Genomic DNA, 19730 nt, shown 5'->3' with positions numbered 1-19730 from the left:
TGCGCACAGGCCGTCCGCCCGATCTTGCTCACACCGAAAGCATGACCTTGATGGCGCGACGCTCGTCCATGGCGCGATAGCCTTCAGCGACCTCGGCCAACGGCAGCTTGAGGTCGAAGACCTTGCCGGGCATGATCCGACCTTGCAGCACACGGTCCATCAGGTCGGGCAGGAAGCGGCGCACCGGCGCCGGGCCGCCCAGCATGCGTTTCTGGCCGAAGAATAGTTTTTGGCCGTCGAAGTTCACGCCGTGCGGCACGCCGACATAGCCGATGGTGCCGCCGGGGCGGGAGCAGGCCAGCGCCTGGTCGAAGGATTCTCCCGTGCCGACGCATTCCAGCACGGAGTCCGCGCCGACGCCCTTGGTGAGTTCCTTGATGAGGGCCACGCCTTCCTCGCCGCGCTCGGCGACGATGTCGGTCGCGCCAAACTCGCGGGCGAGCTTTTGGCGGCTGGCGTGCCGGCTCATGGCGATGATGCGCTCGGCGCCCATCTCCTTGGCCGCAAGCACGCCCATCAGGCCGACCGCACCGTCGCCGACCACCACCACCGTCGATCCTTCGCGGACCTCGGCTGCGTCGGCCGCATACCAGCCGGTGCCGAGCACATCGGACACCGCCAGCAGGTCAGGGATGAGGTCGGCCGGCGGCACCTCGGCGGTGGCGACCAGTGTGCCATCGGCCAAGGGTACGCGAGCGTAAGGCGCCTGCGCGCCCGACATGAACTCGCGCTGCACGCAAGACGACTGGAAGCCGAAGCGGCAATGCGGGCAGGTATTGTCCGAGAGGCAGAATGACCCGACGACGAACTGGCCGGGGCGGACCGTGCGCACCTCTGCGCCGACCTCGACGACGATGCCGCAATATTCGTGGCCCATATGCATAGGCCCGGCGACCGGCTGCAGCCCGCGATAGGGCCACAAGTCCGAGCCGCAGATGCAGCTTGCCGACAGCTTGATGATGGCGTCCGTCGGCCGCATGATTTTCGGATCGGCGATTTCCTCGCAGCGTATGTCGCCCGGTTTGTGAAGAACGGTTGCAAGCATGTTGGTTCCTTTCGAGGGGAGAAGATCAGGCGCCGTAGTCGGCGTCGCTGACATGTTCCAGCCAGTCCACGACCTTGCCGTCCTTGACCTCCTGGAGGGCAATGTGAGTCATGGCGGTCCGAGGCGACGCGCCGTGCCAGTGCTTTTCGCCGGGCGCGAACCAGACGACATCGCCCGGACGGATTTCCTCGACCGGGCCATCCTCGCGCTGCACGCGGCCGAGGCCGGAGACGACGATCAGCGTCTGGCCGAGCGGATGCGTGTGCCAGGCGGTGCGGGCGCCGGGCTCGAAGGTCACCTGTGCGCCTTGAACCCGCTCGGCGTCGAAGGGATTGAAGAGCGGATCGATCCGCACCGTTCCGGTGAACCAGTCAGGCGGTCCCTTGCCGGAAGGCCTGGTGCCGGCGCGAACAATGTCCATGGTGATCTCCTTTGCGTCCTTAAATGCGTTCGATGCGAAGCGGGAATTTGCCGCGAATGTGCAGGGCCCGCTCGCCCTCGTCGAAGCGGCCAAGCCTGATCAGCCCGGGATGGCGGTAGTCGGCGTAGAACATGGCCAGGTTGCCCCAGGGCATGAAATAGCACAGGTCATAGGGCTGCTCGTCGGCGAACGGACCGCTTCCCTCCTGCGTCAGCTTGCGCGGCAGATAGGCGATCTTCTCGTTGTGGGCGTAGTCCTCGATCTCGAGGTCGAGCGGCAGCATGGAGAAGAAGTCGCGCGCCGAGGGATTGTCGTAGAGCGTGGCGGTCATGGTGCGGCCGTTGAAAACCATCCTGATCTTCATTTCGGTGGGCTCCTGGCTGACGGGAGATTGGCTTTCCTGGCCGGCGGCTGTGCGAGGCAGGGCCGCCGCCGCGAGCGCGGCGCCGAGCAATGTCCGGCGGCTGAGCGGCGCATGTTCGTTCGTCACGGCAAAGACCTCCGGGCCATATGCGCTGCGGCAAGGGCGGCGAGCGCCGACCCGCAGAGCAACACCGCGCCCAGAGTGAACGGTCCCCACCAGCCGACCGTATCGAACAGCGTGCCGCCGATCGCGGCGCCGCCGGTGATGGCGAACTGGATGACGGCTACCTGCAACCCGCCGCCGGCCTCCGCGTCGTTCGGCAACGTTCGGCTGAGCCACGTGCCCCAACCGACCGGCGCGGCCATGCCGAACAAGCCCCAGGCAACGAGCAGCAGCGCTGTGGGACCCGGGAGTGCACCGAAGGCGATGAGCGCGGCGGCCAGCGCAGCCATGACCAGCGGGATGACTGTGAGGATGCTGAACAGACGCGTGCGCAAAAGCCGGCCGACGCACCATGTGCCGAGCACCCCGGCCAGCCCCATCGCCAGCAGGACCGCCGAGAGGGCGGCGATGTCGAGCCGGGTGACGTTCTCGAGGAAGGGCCGCAGATAGGTGAAGAGCGCGAACTGGCCCATGAACAGCATCATGATCGACGCCATGCCGGTGGCAACGGGAAGACGGCCGAGCAGCGCCAGCGGATTGCCGGCACGATTCCTGCGGCGCGGCGGCAGCGCCGGCAGGCTTGTCCACTGCCAGGCCAGCGCCAGGAGGCCAAACGGCACGACGAGGAAGAAAGCGCCGCGCCAGCCGACATAGGCGCCAAGGAAACTGCCCAGCGGCGCGGCGATGGTGGTCGCAATGGCATTGCCGGCGTTCAGCATGGCGAGACCCTTCGGAACCATGTCTTGCGGCACGAGGCGCATGACGATCGCGGTCGACATCGACCAGAACCCGCCGATCGCGATGCCGAGCAGCGCCCGGCCGACCATGAGCAACGCGTAGTTCGGCGCGAAGGTGACAGCCAGACCGGACACGATGAGGAGGAGGGTGAAGCCGGTCACGACCAGTCGGCGGTCGATGTGGCGCGTGAGGCCGGCGACCAGCAGGCTGGTCACCACGGCGAAAGCGCCCGAAATCGAGATCGCCTGTCCCGCCCGGCCCTCGGTGATGCCGAGATCGGCCGCTAGCGGCGACAGCAGGCTGACCGGCATGAATTCCGACGCGATGAGCACGAAAACACACAGCGCCATCGACAACACCGCGACCCATGCGGCGCGGTTTTCAACAAGCCTTGTGTCGTACGTGGTTTCCATGATTGGCATCCTGGCAAAGCGACCGGGACGGATCAGCGGCAAATCTCCGTCGCCAGAAGATATTGCAGGGGAACCCATTTAAGTAGACTAAGCAATCCGCATGGACTTATCTGCTCATGATATAAATGCCCGATGGGAGGTGCCCTATGCAGCGCGATGGCATGAAGGATCTGCTCTGGTTCGTGGCGGTCGCCAGGGAGCGCAGTTTCACCAGGGCGGCGGCAAAGCTGGGAACCTCGCAGTCGACCCTGAGTTCGACAATCAAGGAGCTTGAAGCTCGCCTTGGCGTCCGTCTGCTGACGCGTACGACGCGGAGCGTCTCTCCGACCGAGGCCGGCGAGCGACTATTCCAATCTCTTGTTCCCCGCTTCGAGGAAATCGAATCCGACCTCGCAAGCCTGGTGGCCTTTCGCGACAAGCCCTCCGGAACGGTCCGCATCACCCTGTCCGACCATGCGCTGCAGACGACCGTCTGGCCGAAGCTCCAGCCCTTGCTCAACGACAATCCAGACGTGCGGATCGAGCTCTACAGCGACAACGGCATGAAGAATATTGTGGAGGAGCGCTTCGATGCAGGCGTGCGGCTTGGCGAGAGCATCGACCGGGATATGATCGCAGTGCGCATCGGGCCGGATTGGAGGCTCGTGGCCGTGGCTTCGCCGGACTACTTTTCCCGCCATCCGGTTCCGACCGCGCCCCAGGACCTGGTCGATCATGACTGCATCAATATGCGGCAGGCGACGTTCGGCGGATTATATGCCTGGGAATTCGCCAGGGATGGCCGCGACCTTCGTGTGCGGGTGGAAGGCCAACTCACCTTCAATTCGTCCATTCCCATGATCGAGGCTGCGACAGGCGGTTTCGGGATCGCCTATGTCCCGGAAAACCTCGTCAGCCACCACATCGCCGATGGACGTCTCAGGCTCGTGCTTGACGACTGGAGCCCGCCATTTGCCGGCTATCACCTCTACTATCCAAGCAGGCGACAGCTCTCCCCCGCAATGGCGGTGATCATCGACGCGCTCCGCCATCGCATCTGACCGCAGGGACTGTTTGGATCATGAAGCTGAGCGTGGTGAATGGCAGGTTCTGCCCCCAAGTTCTTTGACTTCGACGCTGCGGAAGGCTGCTTTGCGCCCATGTCGGCCGTTAAAGTTGACTTGTGCCACCACCTGACAGCGGACATTACCGGCGACCGCGCTTGAGGGCGTAGTTGCGCCTGGAACGGACCTGCCCTCAACCAACTCATTTTCTGGGCATCATATTCAGGGTCAATGCTTCACTCCCTCGTGGCCTGCTGATATTCGAGCCCCAGTCGCGGTTATTTGGGCCACCATCCGATTGACAAGCGCGATATAACGGGGATGAGCGCGGAGCGAGTCGAGGTCGCTATCTCGACGCATCCAAGGCACGCGCAAAACGAGGTAAGCATGTGATGCAGTTAGCTGACGTTCAAGGCAATCGATAGCCTGCTCCGTCTTGCCCAGCTTCGCATAAAAACAGCCTAAGTTGTACTGAACCGGAATGTTGTCTCCGGCGAACATTTCCCCACGAGAGGCCCACGACAGCGCGCGTTCAATCTCGCCAATTTCTGCCAGCATTGCGGCACCGTAACATAGCGCGGTGGCATTGTCGGGATGCGCTTTGACTTCCTTTTCCACTCGCAGCACACCTTGCCTTGCTGCTTCCTTGGCGTCGTCGCTGCGGCCGAGTGAAACATTGACCATCCCTAGATTGGTCCAGACCCGATAGTCATCGGGTGACAACGATACAGCACGCTGGTACAGACCGGCAGCTTTCTCGTATTGACCTTGAATGAAACAATTCCGGCCGTAAGCGAAATAGGTATCGGAAGAGCTAGCGTCTAATTCTAAAGCTCGCTCGAACTCGACTTCCGCCTCGGCATACCGGCCATTTACGAACAAGGCCCCGCCACGTGATGCATGGGCGTCGGCGAGACCTGGCTCAAGTTCCAGCGCCCGTGAGCTGTTGGAAAGGACTGCCTCGAAGCTGGCGTCGGGATCGTTGCAAGTTAACAGAAGCCACTCACAATCAGCCAAAGCGGCATAAGCGCGCGCATAATTTGGGTCAACTTCAACAGCTCTAGCAAACAGTCGCTGCGCTGTTTTGATAAACTTCGTCTCGACTCCCCTGTTGAGGAACGACCTGCCCATCAACAGCGTCTCGTAAGCCTCTGGGTTGTCGGTCGAGCGGTTTGTAATAGTCTCCAGTTCTTCGGGCAACAGCTTCACTTTGAGGACATCGACTATGGTCTTGGAAATCTCGTCCTGCAGTTTGAAGATATCGTCCAGCGTCCGGTCATATCGCTCGGCCCAGGTATGGTCACCGCCAAGACCATTGATTAGCTGAGCCGTGATGCGCACCCGTCCTCCAGCCTTGCGTACGCTTCCCTCCAGGACGTAGGCAACATTCAGCTTCTTCGCCACTTCCTCGATTAATACCGCCTTGCCCTTGAAGGTAAAGACGGTATTACGCGCGACCACGGAGAGCCCGGACACCTTCGAAAGGTCGGTGATAATGTCCTCGGTGATGCCGTCGGAAAAGTACTCCTGCTCAGGATCGCCGCTCATGTTGACAAAGGGCAGAACCGCGATCGATGGTTTATCCTGGAGTTGATGCACCGGTTGCACCGCGTGTTTGCCGGTCCCGCCTGTTCCGGCGCGGTAAACCTGCACCGGCTTTGCGATATTCTTGAGCGCGTGCTCGCCGAGATCGTCGAACGCCAATGTCAGCTTACCGGTGACATGATCGTGCACGGTGGCGGAGACGTAGATGCCCCCGGGCTCAGCCAGACCCTCCAGCCGGGCTGCCACGTTGACACCGTCGCCATAGAGATCGCTGCCCTCTACGATGACGTCGCCCAGATTGATGCCGATACGCAGGACGATGCGGTAGGCCTCGGCCACGCTCTCGTTGGCCCCGGTAAAACCCTTCTGCAGTTCGACGGCGCATTGGACGGCATCAACCGCACTGCCAAATTCCACCAGCACACCGTCGCCCATCACCTTGACCACGCGGCCGTGGTACTGGGCAACCAATGGAACCAGAACATCGCGCCGCCGCGCTTTGAGAGCGGCCAGTGTGCCAGCCTCGTCGTGCTCCATGAGGCGCGAAAAGCCAACGACATCAGCAGCTAGAATCGCGGCAAGGCGGCGTTGGGCTCGAATCTCGGCCATGTGGGTTGAATACTTTCAGAAACCCGGCATCTGGGATTGTATTGGTCATCTGGCCTGGAGTCTATCCGGCCGACTTCCGAGATGGGTCAGAGGGCGTCGATGCATGGCGGCGCCTGAACGTCCGCTTCTCACATTCCAAGCCTCCAAGCCGCAAGTCCGCTTCCGGCCCCAAAAGGCGACATCAGAATATCTGCTCAACAATCACCCTTCTGCGCGACGCGGTCATGAAGAAGAACCTCGTCGATCGCGCGTCTCCACTCCCCACACCCACTTGCCATACCCAAATTCTCATCCTAATCTCCTCTGAGAAAACCTTTTCCCAAACCCCGCCGCAACCGCCGATGTCCACCTCGACAGGTAACGAGCCGTAAGAGAAAACCTTTTCCCAATCCGAGACTTATTCCCGACCAATGCCCTCCGACGCCTCGCCAACGCCCGCCAAACAACCCGTCACCCTGCGTGAAGTCGCGGCGATGGCTGGTGTCAGTGTGGCCACGGCCTCGAAGGCGCTGAACGGGCAGGGGCGGATGACGGCCGAGACGCGGCAGCGCATTCGCGAGACGGCGCAGCGGCTCGGTTTTCGCCCCAACAGCCTGGCGCAGAGCCTGCTGCGGCGGCGTTCCTTTACTGTCGGCCTGTTGACCAACGATACGTACGGCCGCTTTTCGCTGCCGGTCATGTCGGGCATTTCGGATGCGCTGGTCGATGCCGGCGTCTCGGTGTTCATGTGCAATGTCGAGGACGATCCGCGGCTGGCGCAGCTGCATGTCGAGGCGATGCTGGACAAGCGCATCGACGGCATCATCGCCAGCGGCAAGCGCATCGACCGCCATTTGCCGGTCGACCTCGCCAATCTCGGCGTGCCGGTGATCTACGCCTTCAGCCAGCCCGATCCCGATGCCATCGCCTTCGTCTCCGACGACGCCGGCGGGGCACGGCTGGCGGTCGAGCATTTTTGCCGCCTCGGGCGCCGCCGCATCGCCCATGTCAGCGGTCCCGCCAGCTTTGCCGTGGTGAATGAGCGGGCGCAGGCTTTTCGCGATGTGCTGGCCGCGCACGGCCTGCCTGTGAGCGAGCCCTTGCTCGGTTCGTGGTCGGAAGCCTGGGGGCATGAAGCCGTCGGAAAGCTGTTCGACGGCCCAACGCTCTTCAACAACAAGGGAGAGAAACCCGATGCCGTGTTCTGCGGCAACGACCAGATCGCGCGCGGCGTCATCGATGCGCTGCGCGAGCGCGGCTTAGGCGTGCCTGATGATGTCGGCGTCATCGGCTTCGACAATTGGGAGATCGTGGCCGAGGCGACCCGCCCGTCGCTGACCTCGGTCGACATGAACCTGGCAGCGCTCGGCCGCGAGGCCGGCCTCACACTGCTTTCGCTCGTCGGCGGCCAACCCGCCGCGCCGGGCATTCGAAAACTGCCGTGCCGGCTGGTGGTGCGTCAGTCATGCGGCCGTCCGCCGGACGGCTAGGAGAACGCGCGGCGCGATCCAAGAGCGCCGCAACAGGGAGGAGGAGAAAAACCATGAGGAGGAAAACCATGAAGACCAAGATTACCGGGTTCGCGCTCGCCGCGAGCATCATTGCCTTGCCTGCAATGGCCGCCGACACCGCCAATATCTGGGTTCGCGCCGACGGCTCGAACTTCATGCCGCGCATCGTCGACGCCTTCAACAAGGGCCATGAGAACCAGGTCAAGCTGGACATCATTCCCAATGCGGAGATCATTCCGAAATATGGCGCCGCCGCCGCCGGCGGCACGGCGCCCGACGCGCTGTCGCTCGACCTGATCTACACGCCATCCTTTGCCGCCGCCGGCCAGCTCGAAGACATCACCGACTGGGCGAAATCGCTGCCCTATTTCGCCAGCCTGTCGCCGGCGCATGTCAAGACCGGCACCTACAAGGACCACATTTACGGGCTGCCGTTCTCGGCCGACGCCTCGGTGCTGATCTGGAACAAGAAGCTGTTCAAGCAGGCGGGGCTCGATCCCGACAAGGGGCCGGCCAACTGGGCCGAGATCGAGGCCGATGCCGAAAAGGTCAACGCGCTCGGCGGCGACATCAAGGGCTTTTATTTCTCCGGCAATTGCGGCGGCTGCAACATCTTCACCTTCACGCCGCTGGTGTGGGCATCGGGCGGCGACATCCTCTCCGAGGACGGCTCGAAGGCGACGCTGGACAGCCCGCAACTGCGTGGCGCCATCGACCTCTACCGCTCTATGGTCAAGAAGGATCTGGTGCCGGCCGGCGCGCAGACCGACACCGGCGCCAATTTCTTTGCCGCCTTCGCCACCGGCAATATCGGCATTTCGCCGTCCGGCGCCTTCGCCATCGGCGCACTCAACACGCAGTATCCGGATATCGACTATGGCGTCACCTTCCTGCCGGGCAAGGACAGCGGCTGGTCGTCGTTTGCCGGCGGCGACAATTTCGTCGTCACCAAGGGCACCAAGAAGCTCGCCGTGGTGAAGGAGTTTCTCGACTTCGCCTATTCGCTCGAAGGCCAGACCATCCTGGCCAAATACGGCAGCCTGCCGGTGCGCGGCGACATCGCCAAGGAGGCGCTGAAAGATCTCGATCCGCGCTACCAGATCGCCGCCGAAGCCATGGCCAAGGGCCGCACGCCCTATTCCGTGGTGTTCAACGACCTGATCAACTCGGCCAACGGTCCGTGGACGCAGATGATCAACGAGGTCGTCTTCGGCGACGACGTCGACGGCGCCATCGCCAATGCACAAGAGACCATGCAGTCGATCATCGACCAGGCGCAGAAATAAGGACTGGCCGGCGGCGAGGGCGGTGCAACGCCCTTGCCGTCGCGGGTCCTGATCCGGCCGCCCGGTCCGTCTCCCTGGACGGGCGGCCGGCGCTCCTTACCCTCCCCCTTGTGGGGAGGGTCGCTGCGAAGCAGCGGGGTGGGGGAGGTGTGTCCCACCGCCCTACGAGATCCAACGGAAGAGCAGCATGACCTCTGGCATTCTCAATCATCGCACCGACGCCCTACCTCTCCCTTGCGGGGAGGTCGGACCGCAGGTCCGGGTGGGAGGCCGGCGCCGCACCCCCACCCCGCTGCTGCGCAGCGACCCTCCCCACAAGGGGGAGGGTAAATGACCATCACCACCACCACCCCGCCACGCGCCAGAAAACTGGTCGGTGCCGGCCGCCGGCAGTGGATCGGCCTGCTCTATGTCACGCCGGCCGTGGCGCTGGTCGTCGTATTCTTCATCATCCCGCTCGGCATGACGGCCTGGATGTCGCTGCACAACTGGCCGCTGATGGGCGAGCATTTTTACATCGGTTTCGACAATTACCGGGCGATCCTGCGCGACAACCGTTTTTGGAACGCGCTGAGCTTCACCGCCTACTACACCGTGATCGTCACCATCGTGATCTTCGCCGTCGCCTTTCCGCTGGCGCTGTTCATCGAAAAGCCCAGGCGGCTGACCGGCTTTTACCGGACATCCTTCTTCATGCCGGCGGTCGTCGGCTTCGCCTCGGCCAGCCTGCTGTGGTCGTGGCTGCTCAATGTCGATTCCGGCCTGTTCAGCCCTGCCGCCTACGACCTCGGCCTGACGGCGAAAAAGTTCAACCTGCTGGCGACCTTCCAGCCGGCCTTCTGGTCGATCATCGCCATGGTCGTCTGGAAGGTGGCGGGCTTCACCATGATCATCCTGATGACCGGCCTGCAGTCGATCCCGACCGATCTGCAGGAAGCCGCGATGATCGACGGGGCAGGGCCGTTCGCGCGCTTTCGCGCCATCACCCTGCCGCTGATGCGCCGCACGCTGGCGCTGGCGCTGATCCTGTCGATCGCCGGCTCGATCCTCGCCTTCGACCAGTTCTACATCATCCTGCGCGGCGGCCCGCGCAACCAGACGCTGACCGCCGTCTACTGGATCTTCAACCAGTCCTTCGTCTCGTTCAAGCTCGGCTATGGCGCCGCTTTGTCGATGATACTGCTCGCCATCCTGGTGGCGCTCAGCCTGGTTCAGCTGTGGCTGCTGCGCAAGCCGGAGGGCATCGACTGATGGCGCAGGCAAGAAGCCGCAGCAGCCGCCTCTGGCTCAGGATCGCCGAGCATTCGACCGGCATGATCGCCTCAGTGCTGTTCATCGCGCCGATCGTCTGGGCCGTGCTGTCGACCTTCAAGCCGGCGCAGGAGGCGCGCCAGCCGCCGCTGCCGCCGTGGCCGACGACCGGCTTCTCGGTCGAGAACTATCGCACGCTCGACACCTTTGGCGACGGCCTCTGGCTGCCGGCGCAAAACAGCCTCTATGTCGCCTCGATGACGGTGATCCTGTCGGTCGTCGTCAGCGTGCTGGCCGGCTATGGCTTTTCGCGCTTCCGCTTTCCGATGAAGGATGTGCTCTTCATCGTCATCCTGTCGACGATCATGATCCCCTTCCAGTCCATCCTGACGCCGATCTTCCTGGTGCTGACCAAGGTCGGCCTGCACAACACGCTGACCGGGCTGGTCCTGGTCTACACCACGCTGCAATTGCCGTTCTCGATCTTCATGATGCGTAACGCCTTCGACGCGGTGCCGCGCGAGATCGAGGAAGCCGCGCGCATGGACGGCGCCAACAACGTCACCATGCTGCTCAAGGTGATGCTGCCGCTGGTCTGGCCGGGCATCGTCACCATCGCGCTGTTTGCCTTTCTCGGCGCCTGGAACGAATTCCTGGCCGCACTCGTGCTGATGACCGATCAGTCCAAATTCACGCTGCCGATCATGATGACCGCACTTCAGTCCGGCCGCTTCGGCGCCATCGACTGGGGCGCGGTGCAGGCGGGCGTCACCGTGATGATGGTGCCGTGCCTGGTGCTCTTCCTGCTGCTGCAGCGCTTCTACATCCGCGGCCTGATGGCCGGCGCGGTGAAATGACCCGCCGTGAAATGACCAATACCCAACGGAGTGACACGATGACCGCCAAACCAACCGCCAAGCCCGGCAAACTCGCCTTCCGCCCACTGCCGGTGCCGCAGGTCGATGTCCGCGGCTTCTGGGGCGACCGTGTCGATGCCGTGGCGTCGCGCACCGCCGACATCCTCTACGAGCGCTGCGTCGAGGCGCGCATGCTGGAGCAGATCGACCCGGACCGGCCCTCGCCGGGCGTCGTCATTCCGTTCCATTCGCCGTCGCCCGACGAGGCTGCCAGCCCCGGCTTCACCGGCTCGACGGTGACGACGCAGATGTTCTGGGACTCCGATTGGGGCAAGACCATCGAGACCGCGGCCTATTCGCTCTACCGGCGCAAGAATGCGGCACTCGAGACGAAGATCGATGCCGTCATCGACCTCTACGGCAGACTGCAGCAGGAAGACGGTTATCTCTCCAGCTGGTACCAGCGCATCCAGCCCGGCAAGCGCTGGACCAATCTGCGCGATTGCCACGAGCTCTATTGCGCCGGCCATCTGATCGAAGGCGCGGTCGCCTACTACCAGGCCACCGGCAAGCGCAAGCTGCTGGATATCATGTGCCGCTATGTCGACCATATCGCCGACACCTTCGGCCCGGAGCCGGGCAAGAAGAAGGGCTATTGCGGCCATGAGGAGATCGAGCTGGCGCTGGTCAAGCTGGCGCGGGCGACCGGCGAGCAGAAATACATGGACCTGGCCAGGTATTTCATCGACCAGCGGGGGCAGCAGCCGCATTATTTCGACGAGGAGGCGCGTGCGCGCGGCGCCGACCCGAAGGCCTATCATTTCAAGACCTATGAGTACAACCAGTCGCACAAGCCGGTGCGCGAGCAGGACAAGGTCGTCGGCCATGCGGTCAGGGCGATGTACCTCTATTCCGGCATGGCCGACATCGCCACCGAATATGGCGACGATACGCTCAGGGTAGCGCTCGACCGTCTGTGGAACGATCTCACCACCAAGAACCTCTATGTCACCGGCGGCCTCGGGCCATCGGCGCACAATGAGGGTTTTACCAGCGACTACGACCTGCCCAACGAAACCGCCTATGCCGAGACCTGTGCCTCGGTCGGCCTCGTGTTCTGGGCCAGCCGCATGCTCGGCATGGGTCCCAACGCCCGCTACGCCGACATGATGGAGCGGGCACTCTACAACGGCTCGATCTCCGGCCTGTCGCTCGACGGCTCGCTGTTCTTCTACGAGAACCCGCTGGAGAGCCGGGGCAGGCACAATCGCTGGAAATGGCATCGCTGCCCCTGTTGCCCGCCCAATATCGGCCGCATGGTCGCCTCCATCGGCAGCTATTTCTACTCCCTGTCGGATGATGCGCTGGCCGTTCATCTCTACGGCGACAGCACCGCGCGCTTCGATATATCGAACCGGGCGGTCAGTCTGATTCAGACCAGCAATTATCCTTGGGATGGCGCGGTCTCGATCCGGATCGAAGCCGAAGCGCCGGTCGAGTTCACCTTGCACCTGCGCGTCCCCTCCTGGTGCGGCAAGGCGGCGCTCAAGATCAACGGCGCCGCGGTCGATCTGGACGGCATCACCAGCGACGGCTATGCCGCGATCCGGCGCGAGTGGCGCCAGGGCGACCGGGTCGAACTCGATCTCGAAATGTCGATCGCTCGTCTGTTCGCCAATCCGGAGGTGCGTCAGGACATCGGCCGCGTCGCACTTGCGCGCGGTCCGCTGATCTATTGCGTCGAGGAGACCGACAATGCCGGCCAGTTGCATCGGATCGCTCTGCCGCGAACGGCAAAAATCCAGGCGCATGCCGAGCCGAACCTGCTCGGCGGCATCGTCACGCTTTCGGCACTTGCCAGCAAGGAAGCTCAGGAAAACTGGCAAACCGGGCTCTATCGCACCGATCCGCCGGCGGTGAGCGAGACGAAAATCACCGCCGTCCCGTACTTTGCCTGGGACAACCGCGAACCCGGAGAGATGCTGGTCTGGCTGCGGGACGGATGAGTTACAGGCTGACGAACGCCGTCAGCGGCAAATGATCCGACGCAACCCGCGACAGCGGCGTGTCATGGGCTTCCACCGACGAGACCATGCCGTGCCGGTTGGCCATGATCCGGTCGAGCGCCAGCACCGGCAGGCCTGAGGGAAAAGTCGGCACCGCCGCCGGCGTGAAACCAAAGGTGGCGTGCAGCGTCTTGAGCGCCGAGCGGTTGCCCAGCCGCCATTCGTTGAGGTCGCCGAGCAGCAAGGTCGGCCTTTCATCCTGGTTGCTCATGATGTCGAGCACGACGCGGGCCTGCTCCGAACGCGAGCGGCGCAACAGGCCGAGATGCGCGGCAATGACGCGCAGAGTGCGCGTTTCGTCGAGGTCGATCTCGGCAACCAGCGCGCCGCGGGGCTCCAGTCCCGGAAGCTTGATCTGATGGACGTCGCGCACCGTGCCGCGCTTGAACAAAAGCACGTTGCCGCGCCAGCCATGGCCCTTGCCGCTTCCGGAAACCGGCACCGGCACAAGCCCGGTTTCGTGTTCGATCCGGGCAAGATCGAGCAGCCCGGCGCGATCGCCGAAGCGGTTGTCGGCCTCCTGCAGCGCGATGACGTCGGGGCCGATCTCGCGGATGACGCGGGCGGTGCGTTCGGGGTCGAACCTGCGGTCGGTGCCGATGCATTTGTGGACGTTGTAGGAGGCGACCACCATCTGGGCGCCTTCAATGTGCTTGCGCGGCGTCGCGTTCGCCTTGCGCGCTTTCCTGCCGCGGATCGACAGGAGCACTGTTTCAGGAAGGCTGCGTCCGTTTATGTCCATAGGCCTGCGTTCAATCTGTCCTGATTCTAAAGATAGGGCGATCCCAGCCATAACAACCGGTCAAAAACCCGGATGACAAATGGCCGCGCTCTTAGGGTTGCGAGTGTGACGGGTTTGGCGGAAGCGATTGCCGCTCCGATGCGCCCCTCGATCTCGGCGGCAAAGCCGGTATCCAGCACCTCCAGGTCGATTTCGAAATTCAGCCGCAGCGACCGGGCGTCGAGGTTGGAGGAGCCGACATAGGCCCAGACGCCATCGACCGACAACAGCTTCGAATGGTCGAACGACCCCTCATGCCGCCAGACGCGGCAATAGTGCTTCAGCACTTGGTCGTACTGCGCCGTCATGGCGCGGCCGACCAGGAAGAGATTGTTGACCGCGGGCACGACGATGTCGATCTCGACGCCGCGCCGGGCCGCCGTGACCAGCGCGCTGACAAATTCCCGGTCCGGCAGGAAATAGGGCGACATGATGCGGATCGATTTGCGGGCGACGGAAAATGCCCCCGTCAGCAATTTGTGGTTGGTTTCGATGCTGGCGTCCGGCCCCGACGCCACCGCCCGCACCAGGATCGGCTGACCGGGAGGCGGCGAGGGCTTTGCCACGTGCCAGACCTCGTCCTTGAGGGCCTCGTTGCCGGCAAAACGCCAGTCCTCGGCGGCAACCGCGAACAGGTCGGCCACGACCGGCCCCGTGACCTGGAAATGCGTATCCGCCGAGCTGGCAGTGCCAGCGAATTCAGCCGAGAACCCCTTGCGGATGTTCATGCCTCCCGTGAACGCCACCACACCGTCGACGATCAGGATTTTCCTGTGCGTCCTCAAATTCGCATAGGGAAGTCTTAGGCCCATGACGATGTTGCCGTTGAACAGATCGACGGTGACGCCGGCTTCCCGGAGTGTCCCAAGGATGCTGGGCACGGAATAGCGCACGCCGACCGCATCGATCAGCACGCGAACCGTCACACCGCGCCGGACCGCGCCGGCCAGCGATTCCACAAAACGTCGTCCGATCTCGTCATTGTCGAAGATGTAGGTCTCGAGCAGGATGCTGCGCCGTGCGCCGTCGATCGCCCCGCACATTGCCGCATAGGCTTCGTCGCCGGTCCTCAGGATGGTGATTGCATTTCCCGAAAGCAGGCCGCGCCGCGCCACCCTGTCGCCTAGCGTCTTCAGGCCGGCAAAGCGCTGGCCGAATTCGGCTGAGATGAGTGTTTCGAGCGCAATGTCGTGGTCGTGTTTGGCTGTCTCGGCTTCACCGGCGACGGGCCGCATGGCGCTGATCGTGGCGCGGCGGATGCGGTTGATGCCGGCAATGGCATAGATGATCGCGCCAAGGAATGGCGACAAGATCATCACGCCGACCCAGCCGGTGGCGGCGCGCACGTCTTCCTTGGTCATGATTGCGTGGACGATGCCGATGGCGGCCATCAGCATCGGAATGATCACAAGGATCAGAGGCCAGTAGGTCACAAAGGTCTGCCACATCGGCAGGACTATCGAGCCAGCGGCCGCAGAAGGCAATGCAACGGATCAACCAGGACGGAGGCGCTCGCGCCTCAGTCCTTCGCCCGCTCCACATAAGCGCCATCGGCCGTCATCACCACCACGCGGGTGCCCGGCGCGATGTGTGGCGGCACCAGCGTGCGCACGCCGTTCGAAAGCACGGCCGGCTTGTAGGACGAAGACGCCGTCTGGCCTTTGGTCGTCGGCTCCGTCTCGATCACTTCGAAAGTAGCGCGCTGCGGCAGCACCAGGGCTATGGCGATGCCGTTGAACTGCGAAATCTGCACCGCCATGCCTTCGAGCAGGTAGGGCGCCATGTCGCCGACCACGCTTTCCGGCACCGCGACCTGGTCGTAGCTTTCCGGGTTCATGAAGTGATACCCCTCGGCGTCGGCGTAGAGGAAGGTGTGCTCGCGCTCCTCGACATAGGCGCGCTCGACCTGCTCGGTGGTGCGGTAGCGCTCCGAAACCTTCACCCCGTCGGAGATGCGGCGCATGTCGAGCTGGGTGACCGGCGTACCCTTGCCAGGGTGGATGTTTTCGGCAAAGAGGATCACGTAAAGCTTGCCGTCCTTGTCGACGACATTGCCTTTACGGAGCGAACTGGCGATGACCTTCACCACGGTTTTCAATCCTAGACTTCGTTGGCCTGAAACGATCGTTCGGCGCAAATCGGCTGCGAGAGCCGTCGCCGTAGCGCATCTTGGCCCGAACCGCCAGCCCTGTCAGCAATTCCGTTGCCCGGCAAACCCATGACTGGCGCTTCGCCCTGGTGGACGCCGGATGTTCACGCCGACCGCCGGCCGCGGCTGATGGCCCGCAACGCCATAGCTGCCGCAATGCGCGGCTGGTTTGGCGAGCGGGACTTCATCGAGGTCGAGACGGCGGCATTGCAGATTTCGCCCGGCAACGAGGCGCATCTCTCAGCCTTCGCCACCGAGGCGATCGGCGCCGACGGCGCGCGCCGGCCTCTTTATCTCCACACCTCGCCGGAGTTCGCCTGCAAGAAGCTGCTGGCCGCCGGTGAGCGGCGCATCTTCAGCCTGGGCGCCGTCTGGCGCAACCGCGAGCGCGGCCCCTTGCACCATCCCGAATTCACCATGCTGGAATGGTATCGGGTCGGCGAAACCTATGACAGCCTGATGGCCGATTGCGCCGAACTGCTGAAGCTGGCAGCCGAGCGGGCCGGCGCCAAAACCTTCCGCTTTCGCGGCCGCGAGGCCGATCCGTTCGCCGAACCGGAACGCGTGAGTGTGGCGGAAGCTTTTGCGCGTTACGCCGGCATCGATCTTCTTGCCACCGTTTCTGCCGATGGCGGCACAGACCGCGCCGCACTCCATGATGCTCTGGTCAAGGCCGGCCTGCGCACGGCCGACGATGACAACTGGGCCGATTTGTTCAGCCGGGTAATGGTCGAGAAGGTCGAACCGGTGCTGGGGCAGGGGCAGGCCACCATCTTGTACGGCTATCCGATCTCGGAAGCGGCGCTCGCCCGGCCGAGCGCGGAGGACCAGCGCGTGGCCGAGCGCTTCGAGCTCTATTGCTGCGGCGTCGAGCTCGCCAATGCTTTTGGCGAACTGACCGATCCGGCCGAGCAGCGCCGGCGCTTTGCCGCCGAGATGGACGAGAAGGAGCGCGTCTATGGCGAGCGCTATCCGCTGGATGAGGATTTTCTCGCCGCCCTCGCCATCATGCCGCAAGCCAGCGGCTCGGCGCTTGGCTTCGATCGGCTGGTGATGCTGGCAACGGGCGCGACCAAGATCGATGACGTGATATGGACGCCGGCCGCCACTCCTTGACGGAAATCGGCCTCGGTTAAACTCACAAACCGGTCAAGCCGCGCGTCTCTGGCGGCCGCCGCCGCGGATAGCTTTCGCGCTCCGCTCGGGCGCTATGCCGCAGCGGGACAATTGTCCGTGCGCCATTGCACAAGCCGCATTGGGACAATAGATGGTGCAACAGCCGCTACCGCCCGGCGCGGCTTCAGCCAGGACCACGCGCATGACCGATACATCAGAGGCAGCGAAATTGACCGACCGCGTCGCGGCACTGGTCGAGGCTGCCAAGCGGGCCGGCGCCGACGCCGCCGACGCGGTTGCCGTGCGCGGCCGCTCGATCGGCGTGTCGGTGCGGCTGGGCAAGGTCGAGAACACTGAGGCGTCCGAGGGCGACGATGTCTCGCTGCGCGTCTTCGTCGGCAACCGGGTGGCGAGCGTCTCGGCGACGGCGGCATCGGACCCCAGGGCATTGGCCGAGCGCGCCGTGGCCATGGCCAAAGTCTCGCCCGAGGACCCCTATCAGGGTCTCGCCGATCCGGCTTTGCTGGTCGGCAAGGTGCGCGACCTCGATCTGTTCGACGCCACCGAGGTTTCGGCCGATCAGTTGAAGGAAGCGGCCCTTGCCGCCGAGGAAGCAGCCCTTGCGGTCAAGGGCGTTACCAATTCGGCCGGCAGCGGCGCCAGCGCAGGCCTCGGCGGGCTGGTGCTTGCCACGTCGAGCGGCTTCGTCGGCCACTATGTCGCGTCGCGCTTTTCGCGTTCGGCCAGCGTGATTGCGGGTGAAGGCACCGGCATGGAGCGCGACTACGAATACTCCTCGAACCAGCATTTTTCCGATCTCGACGCGCCGGAGCTGATCGGCCGCAAGGCCGGCGAGCGCGCCGTGCGCCGCCTCGGCGCCCGCAAGGCGGCGACCGGTCCGGTCAAGGTGGTGTTCGATCCGCGCGTCGCGCGCGGCATTGCCGGTCATCTCGCCGGCGCCATCAACGGCGCTTCGGTGGCGCGCAAGACCAGTTTTTTGCGCGAGATGATGGGCAAGCAGGTTGCGTCGGCTGCCATCACCGTCACCGACGAGCCGCTGCGGCGTCGCGGCCAGGCCTCGCGCCCGTTCGACGGCGAAGGCGTCGAGGGCGAAAAGCTGTTGATGGTCGAGAACGGCGTGCTGAAGCACTGGTTCCTGTCGACGTCCGCCGCGCGGGAATTGGGGCTGACCACCAACGGACGCGGCGCGCGCAGCGGCTCGTCGGTATCGCCGTCTTCGACCAATCTCGCCATCGAGCCGGGCGACAGGACGCCGGAAGACCTGATCAGGTCGCTAAAATCCGGCTTTTATGTCACCGAAGTGTTCGGCCAGGGCGTCGACATGGTGACCGGCGAATACAGCCGTGGCGCATCCGGCTTCTGGATCGACAATGGTGAGCTTGCTTATCCGGTGGCCGAGGTGACCATCGCCTCGAATTTGAAGACGATGTTCCTCAATATGGTTCCGGCGAGCGATCTTGACCGCGATTTCGGCACTGCCGCACCGACGCTGCTGATCGAAGGAATGACCCTTGCCGGAGCGTGACCCGGTCATATCGGCCGGGGCCTCGGAAGACCTCGATCTGCTGCGCGACGCCGCCCGCGAGGCGGGCGCGATCGCCATGCGCTATTTCGGCAAAAACCCGCAAGTGTGGATGAAGGGCGGCACCTCGCCGGTCAGCGAAGCCGACCACGCGGCGGACGCCTATCTGCGCGAGACCCTGCTTGCGGCGCGGCCGGACTATGGCTGGCTGTCGGAGGAAACGACTGACGATCCGGCACGGCTTCTGGCGCGGCGCACCTTTGTCGTCGACCCCATAGACGGCACCCGCGGCTTCCTCGAAGGTCTGCGCTCGTGGTGCGTCAGCGTCGCGGTGGTCGAGAATGGCCGCACGCTCACCGGTGTGCTCGAATGTCCGGCCAAGGGCGAAACCTATTGGGCGCTGCCTGGCCATGGAGCTTTCCGCAACGGCAAGCCGATTGCCGTGCGCGGCCTGGGTAAGACGGTCGAGATCGGCGGGCTGAAGCAGTTGATCGACCTGATGCCGGCGCAATGGCAAAGCCGGGTGCGGCGCGCGGCGCACATTCCCTCGCTCGCCTACCGGCTGGCCATGGTCGCCAACGGCACGCTCGACGCAACCTTCGTCAAGCCCAACGCGCATGACTGGGATATCGCCGCCGCCGATCTCATCTTGCGCGAGGCTGGCGGCGCCGTGCTCGACGGCCATGGCCGCGCGCCGCTTTATGCCGGGGAGATCATCCGTCACGGCGCGCTGGTCGCCGGCAGCGGGCAGCTGCTGACCGTGCTTGCCGGCGTCATTGCCGATACGGAAGCGTGATCGAAGGTTCCAAAGTCGGCAGCTTTGGGCTAGACCTGTCGCAAACTCACAATAT

At 63.9% G+C, this 19730-nt stretch carries 17 protein-coding genes; 9 read left to right on the top strand and 8 right to left on the bottom strand.

Features of this window, described 5'->3' with window-relative positions; translation table 11 throughout:
* Positions 1-28: 28 nt before the first annotated feature.
* The 4 genes from NKH54_RS14580 to NKH54_RS14565 are packed head-to-tail and all read right to left on the bottom strand — an operon-like array spanning position 29 to position 3143.
* Positions 29-1045, bottom strand: a complete 1017-nt coding sequence (locus NKH54_RS14580) for a zinc-dependent alcohol dehydrogenase family protein (protein ID WP_023682961.1) — start codon at positions 1043-1045, stop codon at positions 29-31.
* A gap of 25 nt (positions 1046-1070) precedes the next feature.
* Entirely contained in the window at positions 1071-1466 is a 396-nt protein-coding gene (locus NKH54_RS14575) for a (R)-mandelonitrile lyase (RefSeq protein WP_023724825.1), read from the bottom strand.
* Between the two features lie 19 nt (positions 1467-1485).
* On the bottom strand, positions 1486-1956 hold the full coding sequence (locus NKH54_RS14570; protein WP_023724826.1) for a cyclophilin-like fold protein: 471 nt from the start codon (positions 1954-1956) through the stop codon (positions 1486-1488).
* On the bottom strand, positions 1953-3143 hold the full coding sequence (locus tag NKH54_RS14565) for an MFS transporter (protein WP_353028452.1): 1191 nt from the start codon (positions 3141-3143) through the stop codon (positions 1953-1955). Before NKH54_RS14565 ends, NKH54_RS14570 begins: the two co-directional genes overlap by 4 nt.
* A 146-nt stretch (positions 3144-3289) precedes the next feature.
* On the opposite strand from NKH54_RS14565, the gene NKH54_RS14560 reads away from it, so the two are divergent.
* Positions 3290-4183, top strand: a complete 894-nt coding sequence (locus tag NKH54_RS14560; RefSeq protein WP_353028451.1) for a LysR family transcriptional regulator — start codon at positions 3290-3292, stop codon at positions 4181-4183.
* 231 nt (positions 4184-4414) lie between these two features.
* Here the strand turns inward: NKH54_RS14560 and NKH54_RS14555 are convergent, their stop codons facing one another.
* The gene (locus NKH54_RS14555; protein ID WP_353028450.1) at positions 4415-6340 is read right to left on the bottom strand and encodes a tetratricopeptide repeat protein; all 1926 of its coding nucleotides are present in this window, start codon (positions 6338-6340) and stop codon (positions 4415-4417) included.
* Positions 6341-6750: 410 nt separating this feature from the next.
* On the opposite strand from NKH54_RS14555, the gene NKH54_RS14550 reads away from it, so the two are divergent.
* The 5 genes from NKH54_RS14550 to NKH54_RS14530 all read left to right on the top strand — a co-directional run bounded on the left by NKH54_RS14550 (position 6751) and on the right by NKH54_RS14530 (position 13230).
* On the top strand, positions 6751-7809 hold the full coding sequence (locus tag NKH54_RS14550) for a LacI family DNA-binding transcriptional regulator (RefSeq protein WP_353028449.1): 1059 nt from the start codon (positions 6751-6753) through the stop codon (positions 7807-7809).
* A gap of 68 nt (positions 7810-7877) precedes the next feature.
* Entirely contained in the window at positions 7878-9116 is a 1239-nt protein-coding gene (locus NKH54_RS14545; protein ID WP_353028448.1) for an ABC transporter substrate-binding protein, read from the top strand.
* A gap of 330 nt (positions 9117-9446) precedes the next feature.
* Complete coding sequence (locus tag NKH54_RS14540) at positions 9447-10367, top strand: carbohydrate ABC transporter permease (RefSeq protein ID WP_353028447.1); 921 nt, start codon at positions 9447-9449, stop codon at positions 10365-10367.
* The gene (locus NKH54_RS14535) at positions 10367-11224 is read left to right on the top strand and encodes a carbohydrate ABC transporter permease (RefSeq protein WP_023682951.1); all 858 of its coding nucleotides are present in this window, start codon (positions 10367-10369) and stop codon (positions 11222-11224) included. Before NKH54_RS14540 ends, NKH54_RS14535 begins: the two co-directional genes overlap by 1 nt.
* 38 nt (positions 11225-11262) lie before the next feature.
* The gene (locus NKH54_RS14530) at positions 11263-13230 is read left to right on the top strand and encodes a glycoside hydrolase family 127 protein (RefSeq protein WP_353028446.1); all 1968 of its coding nucleotides are present in this window, start codon (positions 11263-11265) and stop codon (positions 13228-13230) included.
* 1 nt (position 13231) lies between these two features.
* On the opposite strand, the gene NKH54_RS14525 is transcribed toward NKH54_RS14530, so the two are convergent.
* From NKH54_RS14525 to efp, 3 genes are all read right to left on the bottom strand, one after another.
* Positions 13232-14032 carry an endonuclease/exonuclease/phosphatase family protein gene (locus NKH54_RS14525; protein ID WP_023671569.1) on the bottom strand — a complete coding sequence of 267 codons (801 nt, stop codon included), beginning with the start codon at positions 14030-14032 and terminating at the stop codon, positions 13232-13234.
* 26 nt (positions 14033-14058) lie between these two features.
* The gene (locus NKH54_RS14520) at positions 14059-15519 is read right to left on the bottom strand and encodes a phospholipase D-like domain-containing protein (protein ID WP_023689589.1); all 1461 of its coding nucleotides are present in this window, start codon (positions 15517-15519) and stop codon (positions 14059-14061) included.
* A 71-nt stretch (positions 15520-15590) separates the two neighbouring features.
* Positions 15591-16160, bottom strand: coding sequence for an elongation factor P (efp, locus tag NKH54_RS14515; RefSeq protein ID WP_023730483.1), 570 nt, complete (start codon positions 16158-16160; stop codon positions 15591-15593).
* Positions 16161-16289: 129 nt separating this feature from the next.
* On the opposite strand from efp, the gene epmA reads away from it, so the two are divergent.
* From epmA to NKH54_RS14500, 3 genes are all read left to right on the top strand, one after another.
* On the top strand, positions 16290-17336 hold the full coding sequence (gene epmA / locus NKH54_RS14510) for an EF-P lysine aminoacylase EpmA (RefSeq protein WP_353028445.1): 1047 nt from the start codon (positions 16290-16292) through the stop codon (positions 17334-17336).
* 202 nt (positions 17337-17538) lie between these two features.
* Positions 17539-18882 (top strand): TldD/PmbA family protein, encoded by a 1344-nt coding sequence (locus NKH54_RS14505; protein ID WP_352463731.1) that lies wholly within the window; start codon positions 17539-17541, stop codon positions 18880-18882.
* The gene (locus NKH54_RS14500; protein ID WP_023671574.1) at positions 18869-19675 is read left to right on the top strand and encodes a 3'(2'),5'-bisphosphate nucleotidase CysQ; all 807 of its coding nucleotides are present in this window, start codon (positions 18869-18871) and stop codon (positions 19673-19675) included. Before NKH54_RS14505 ends, NKH54_RS14500 begins: the two co-directional genes overlap by 14 nt.
* Positions 19676-19730: the final 55 nt, after the last annotated feature.

Source organism: Mesorhizobium sp. M1004 (genome assembly GCF_040318795.1).
GTDB lineage: Bacteria > Pseudomonadota > Alphaproteobacteria > Rhizobiales > Rhizobiaceae > Mesorhizobium.
The sequence above is the reverse complement of the archived record's forward strand: the minus strand, read 5'-3'. Positions and strand labels throughout refer to the sequence as shown.

Excerpts from the sequence above, each read along its gene's own strand:
- NKH54_RS14540 (WP_353028447.1), top strand. The coding sequence starts at position 9,447 with ATGACCATCACCACCACCACCCCGCCACGCGCCAGAAAACTGGTCGGT.
- NKH54_RS14565 (WP_353028452.1), bottom strand. The coding sequence starts at position 3,143 with ATGGAAACCACGTACGACACAAGGCTTGTTGAAAACCGCGCCGCATGG.
- NKH54_RS14550 (WP_353028449.1), top strand. The coding sequence starts at position 6,751 with ATGCCCTCCGACGCCTCGCCAACGCCCGCCAAACAACCCGTCACCCTG.
- NKH54_RS14505 (WP_352463731.1), top strand. The coding sequence starts at position 17,539 with ATGACCGATACATCAGAGGCAGCGAAATTGACCGACCGCGTCGCGGCA.
- NKH54_RS14535 (WP_023682951.1), top strand. The coding sequence starts at position 10,367 with ATGGCGCAGGCAAGAAGCCGCAGCAGCCGCCTCTGGCTCAGGATCGCC.
- NKH54_RS14575 (WP_023724825.1), bottom strand. The coding sequence starts at position 1,466 with ATGGACATTGTTCGCGCCGGCACCAGGCCTTCCGGCAAGGGACCGCCT.
- NKH54_RS14560 (WP_353028451.1), top strand. The coding sequence starts at position 3,290 with ATGCAGCGCGATGGCATGAAGGATCTGCTCTGGTTCGTGGCGGTCGCC.
- NKH54_RS14525 (WP_023671569.1), bottom strand. The coding sequence starts at position 14,032 with ATGGACATAAACGGACGCAGCCTTCCTGAAACAGTGCTCCTGTCGATC.
- NKH54_RS14530 (WP_353028446.1), top strand. The coding sequence starts at position 11,263 with ATGACCGCCAAACCAACCGCCAAGCCCGGCAAACTCGCCTTCCGCCCA.
- NKH54_RS14520 (WP_023689589.1), bottom strand. The coding sequence starts at position 15,519 with ATGTGGCAGACCTTTGTGACCTACTGGCCTCTGATCCTTGTGATCATT.
- epmA (WP_353028445.1), top strand. The coding sequence starts at position 16,290 with ATGACTGGCGCTTCGCCCTGGTGGACGCCGGATGTTCACGCCGACCGC.
- NKH54_RS14545 (WP_353028448.1), top strand. The coding sequence starts at position 7,878 with ATGAAGACCAAGATTACCGGGTTCGCGCTCGCCGCGAGCATCATTGCC.
- NKH54_RS14580 (WP_023682961.1), bottom strand. The coding sequence starts at position 1,045 with ATGCTTGCAACCGTTCTTCACAAACCGGGCGACATACGCTGCGAGGAA.
- NKH54_RS14555 (WP_353028450.1), bottom strand. The coding sequence starts at position 6,340 with ATGGCCGAGATTCGAGCCCAACGCCGCCTTGCCGCGATTCTAGCTGCT.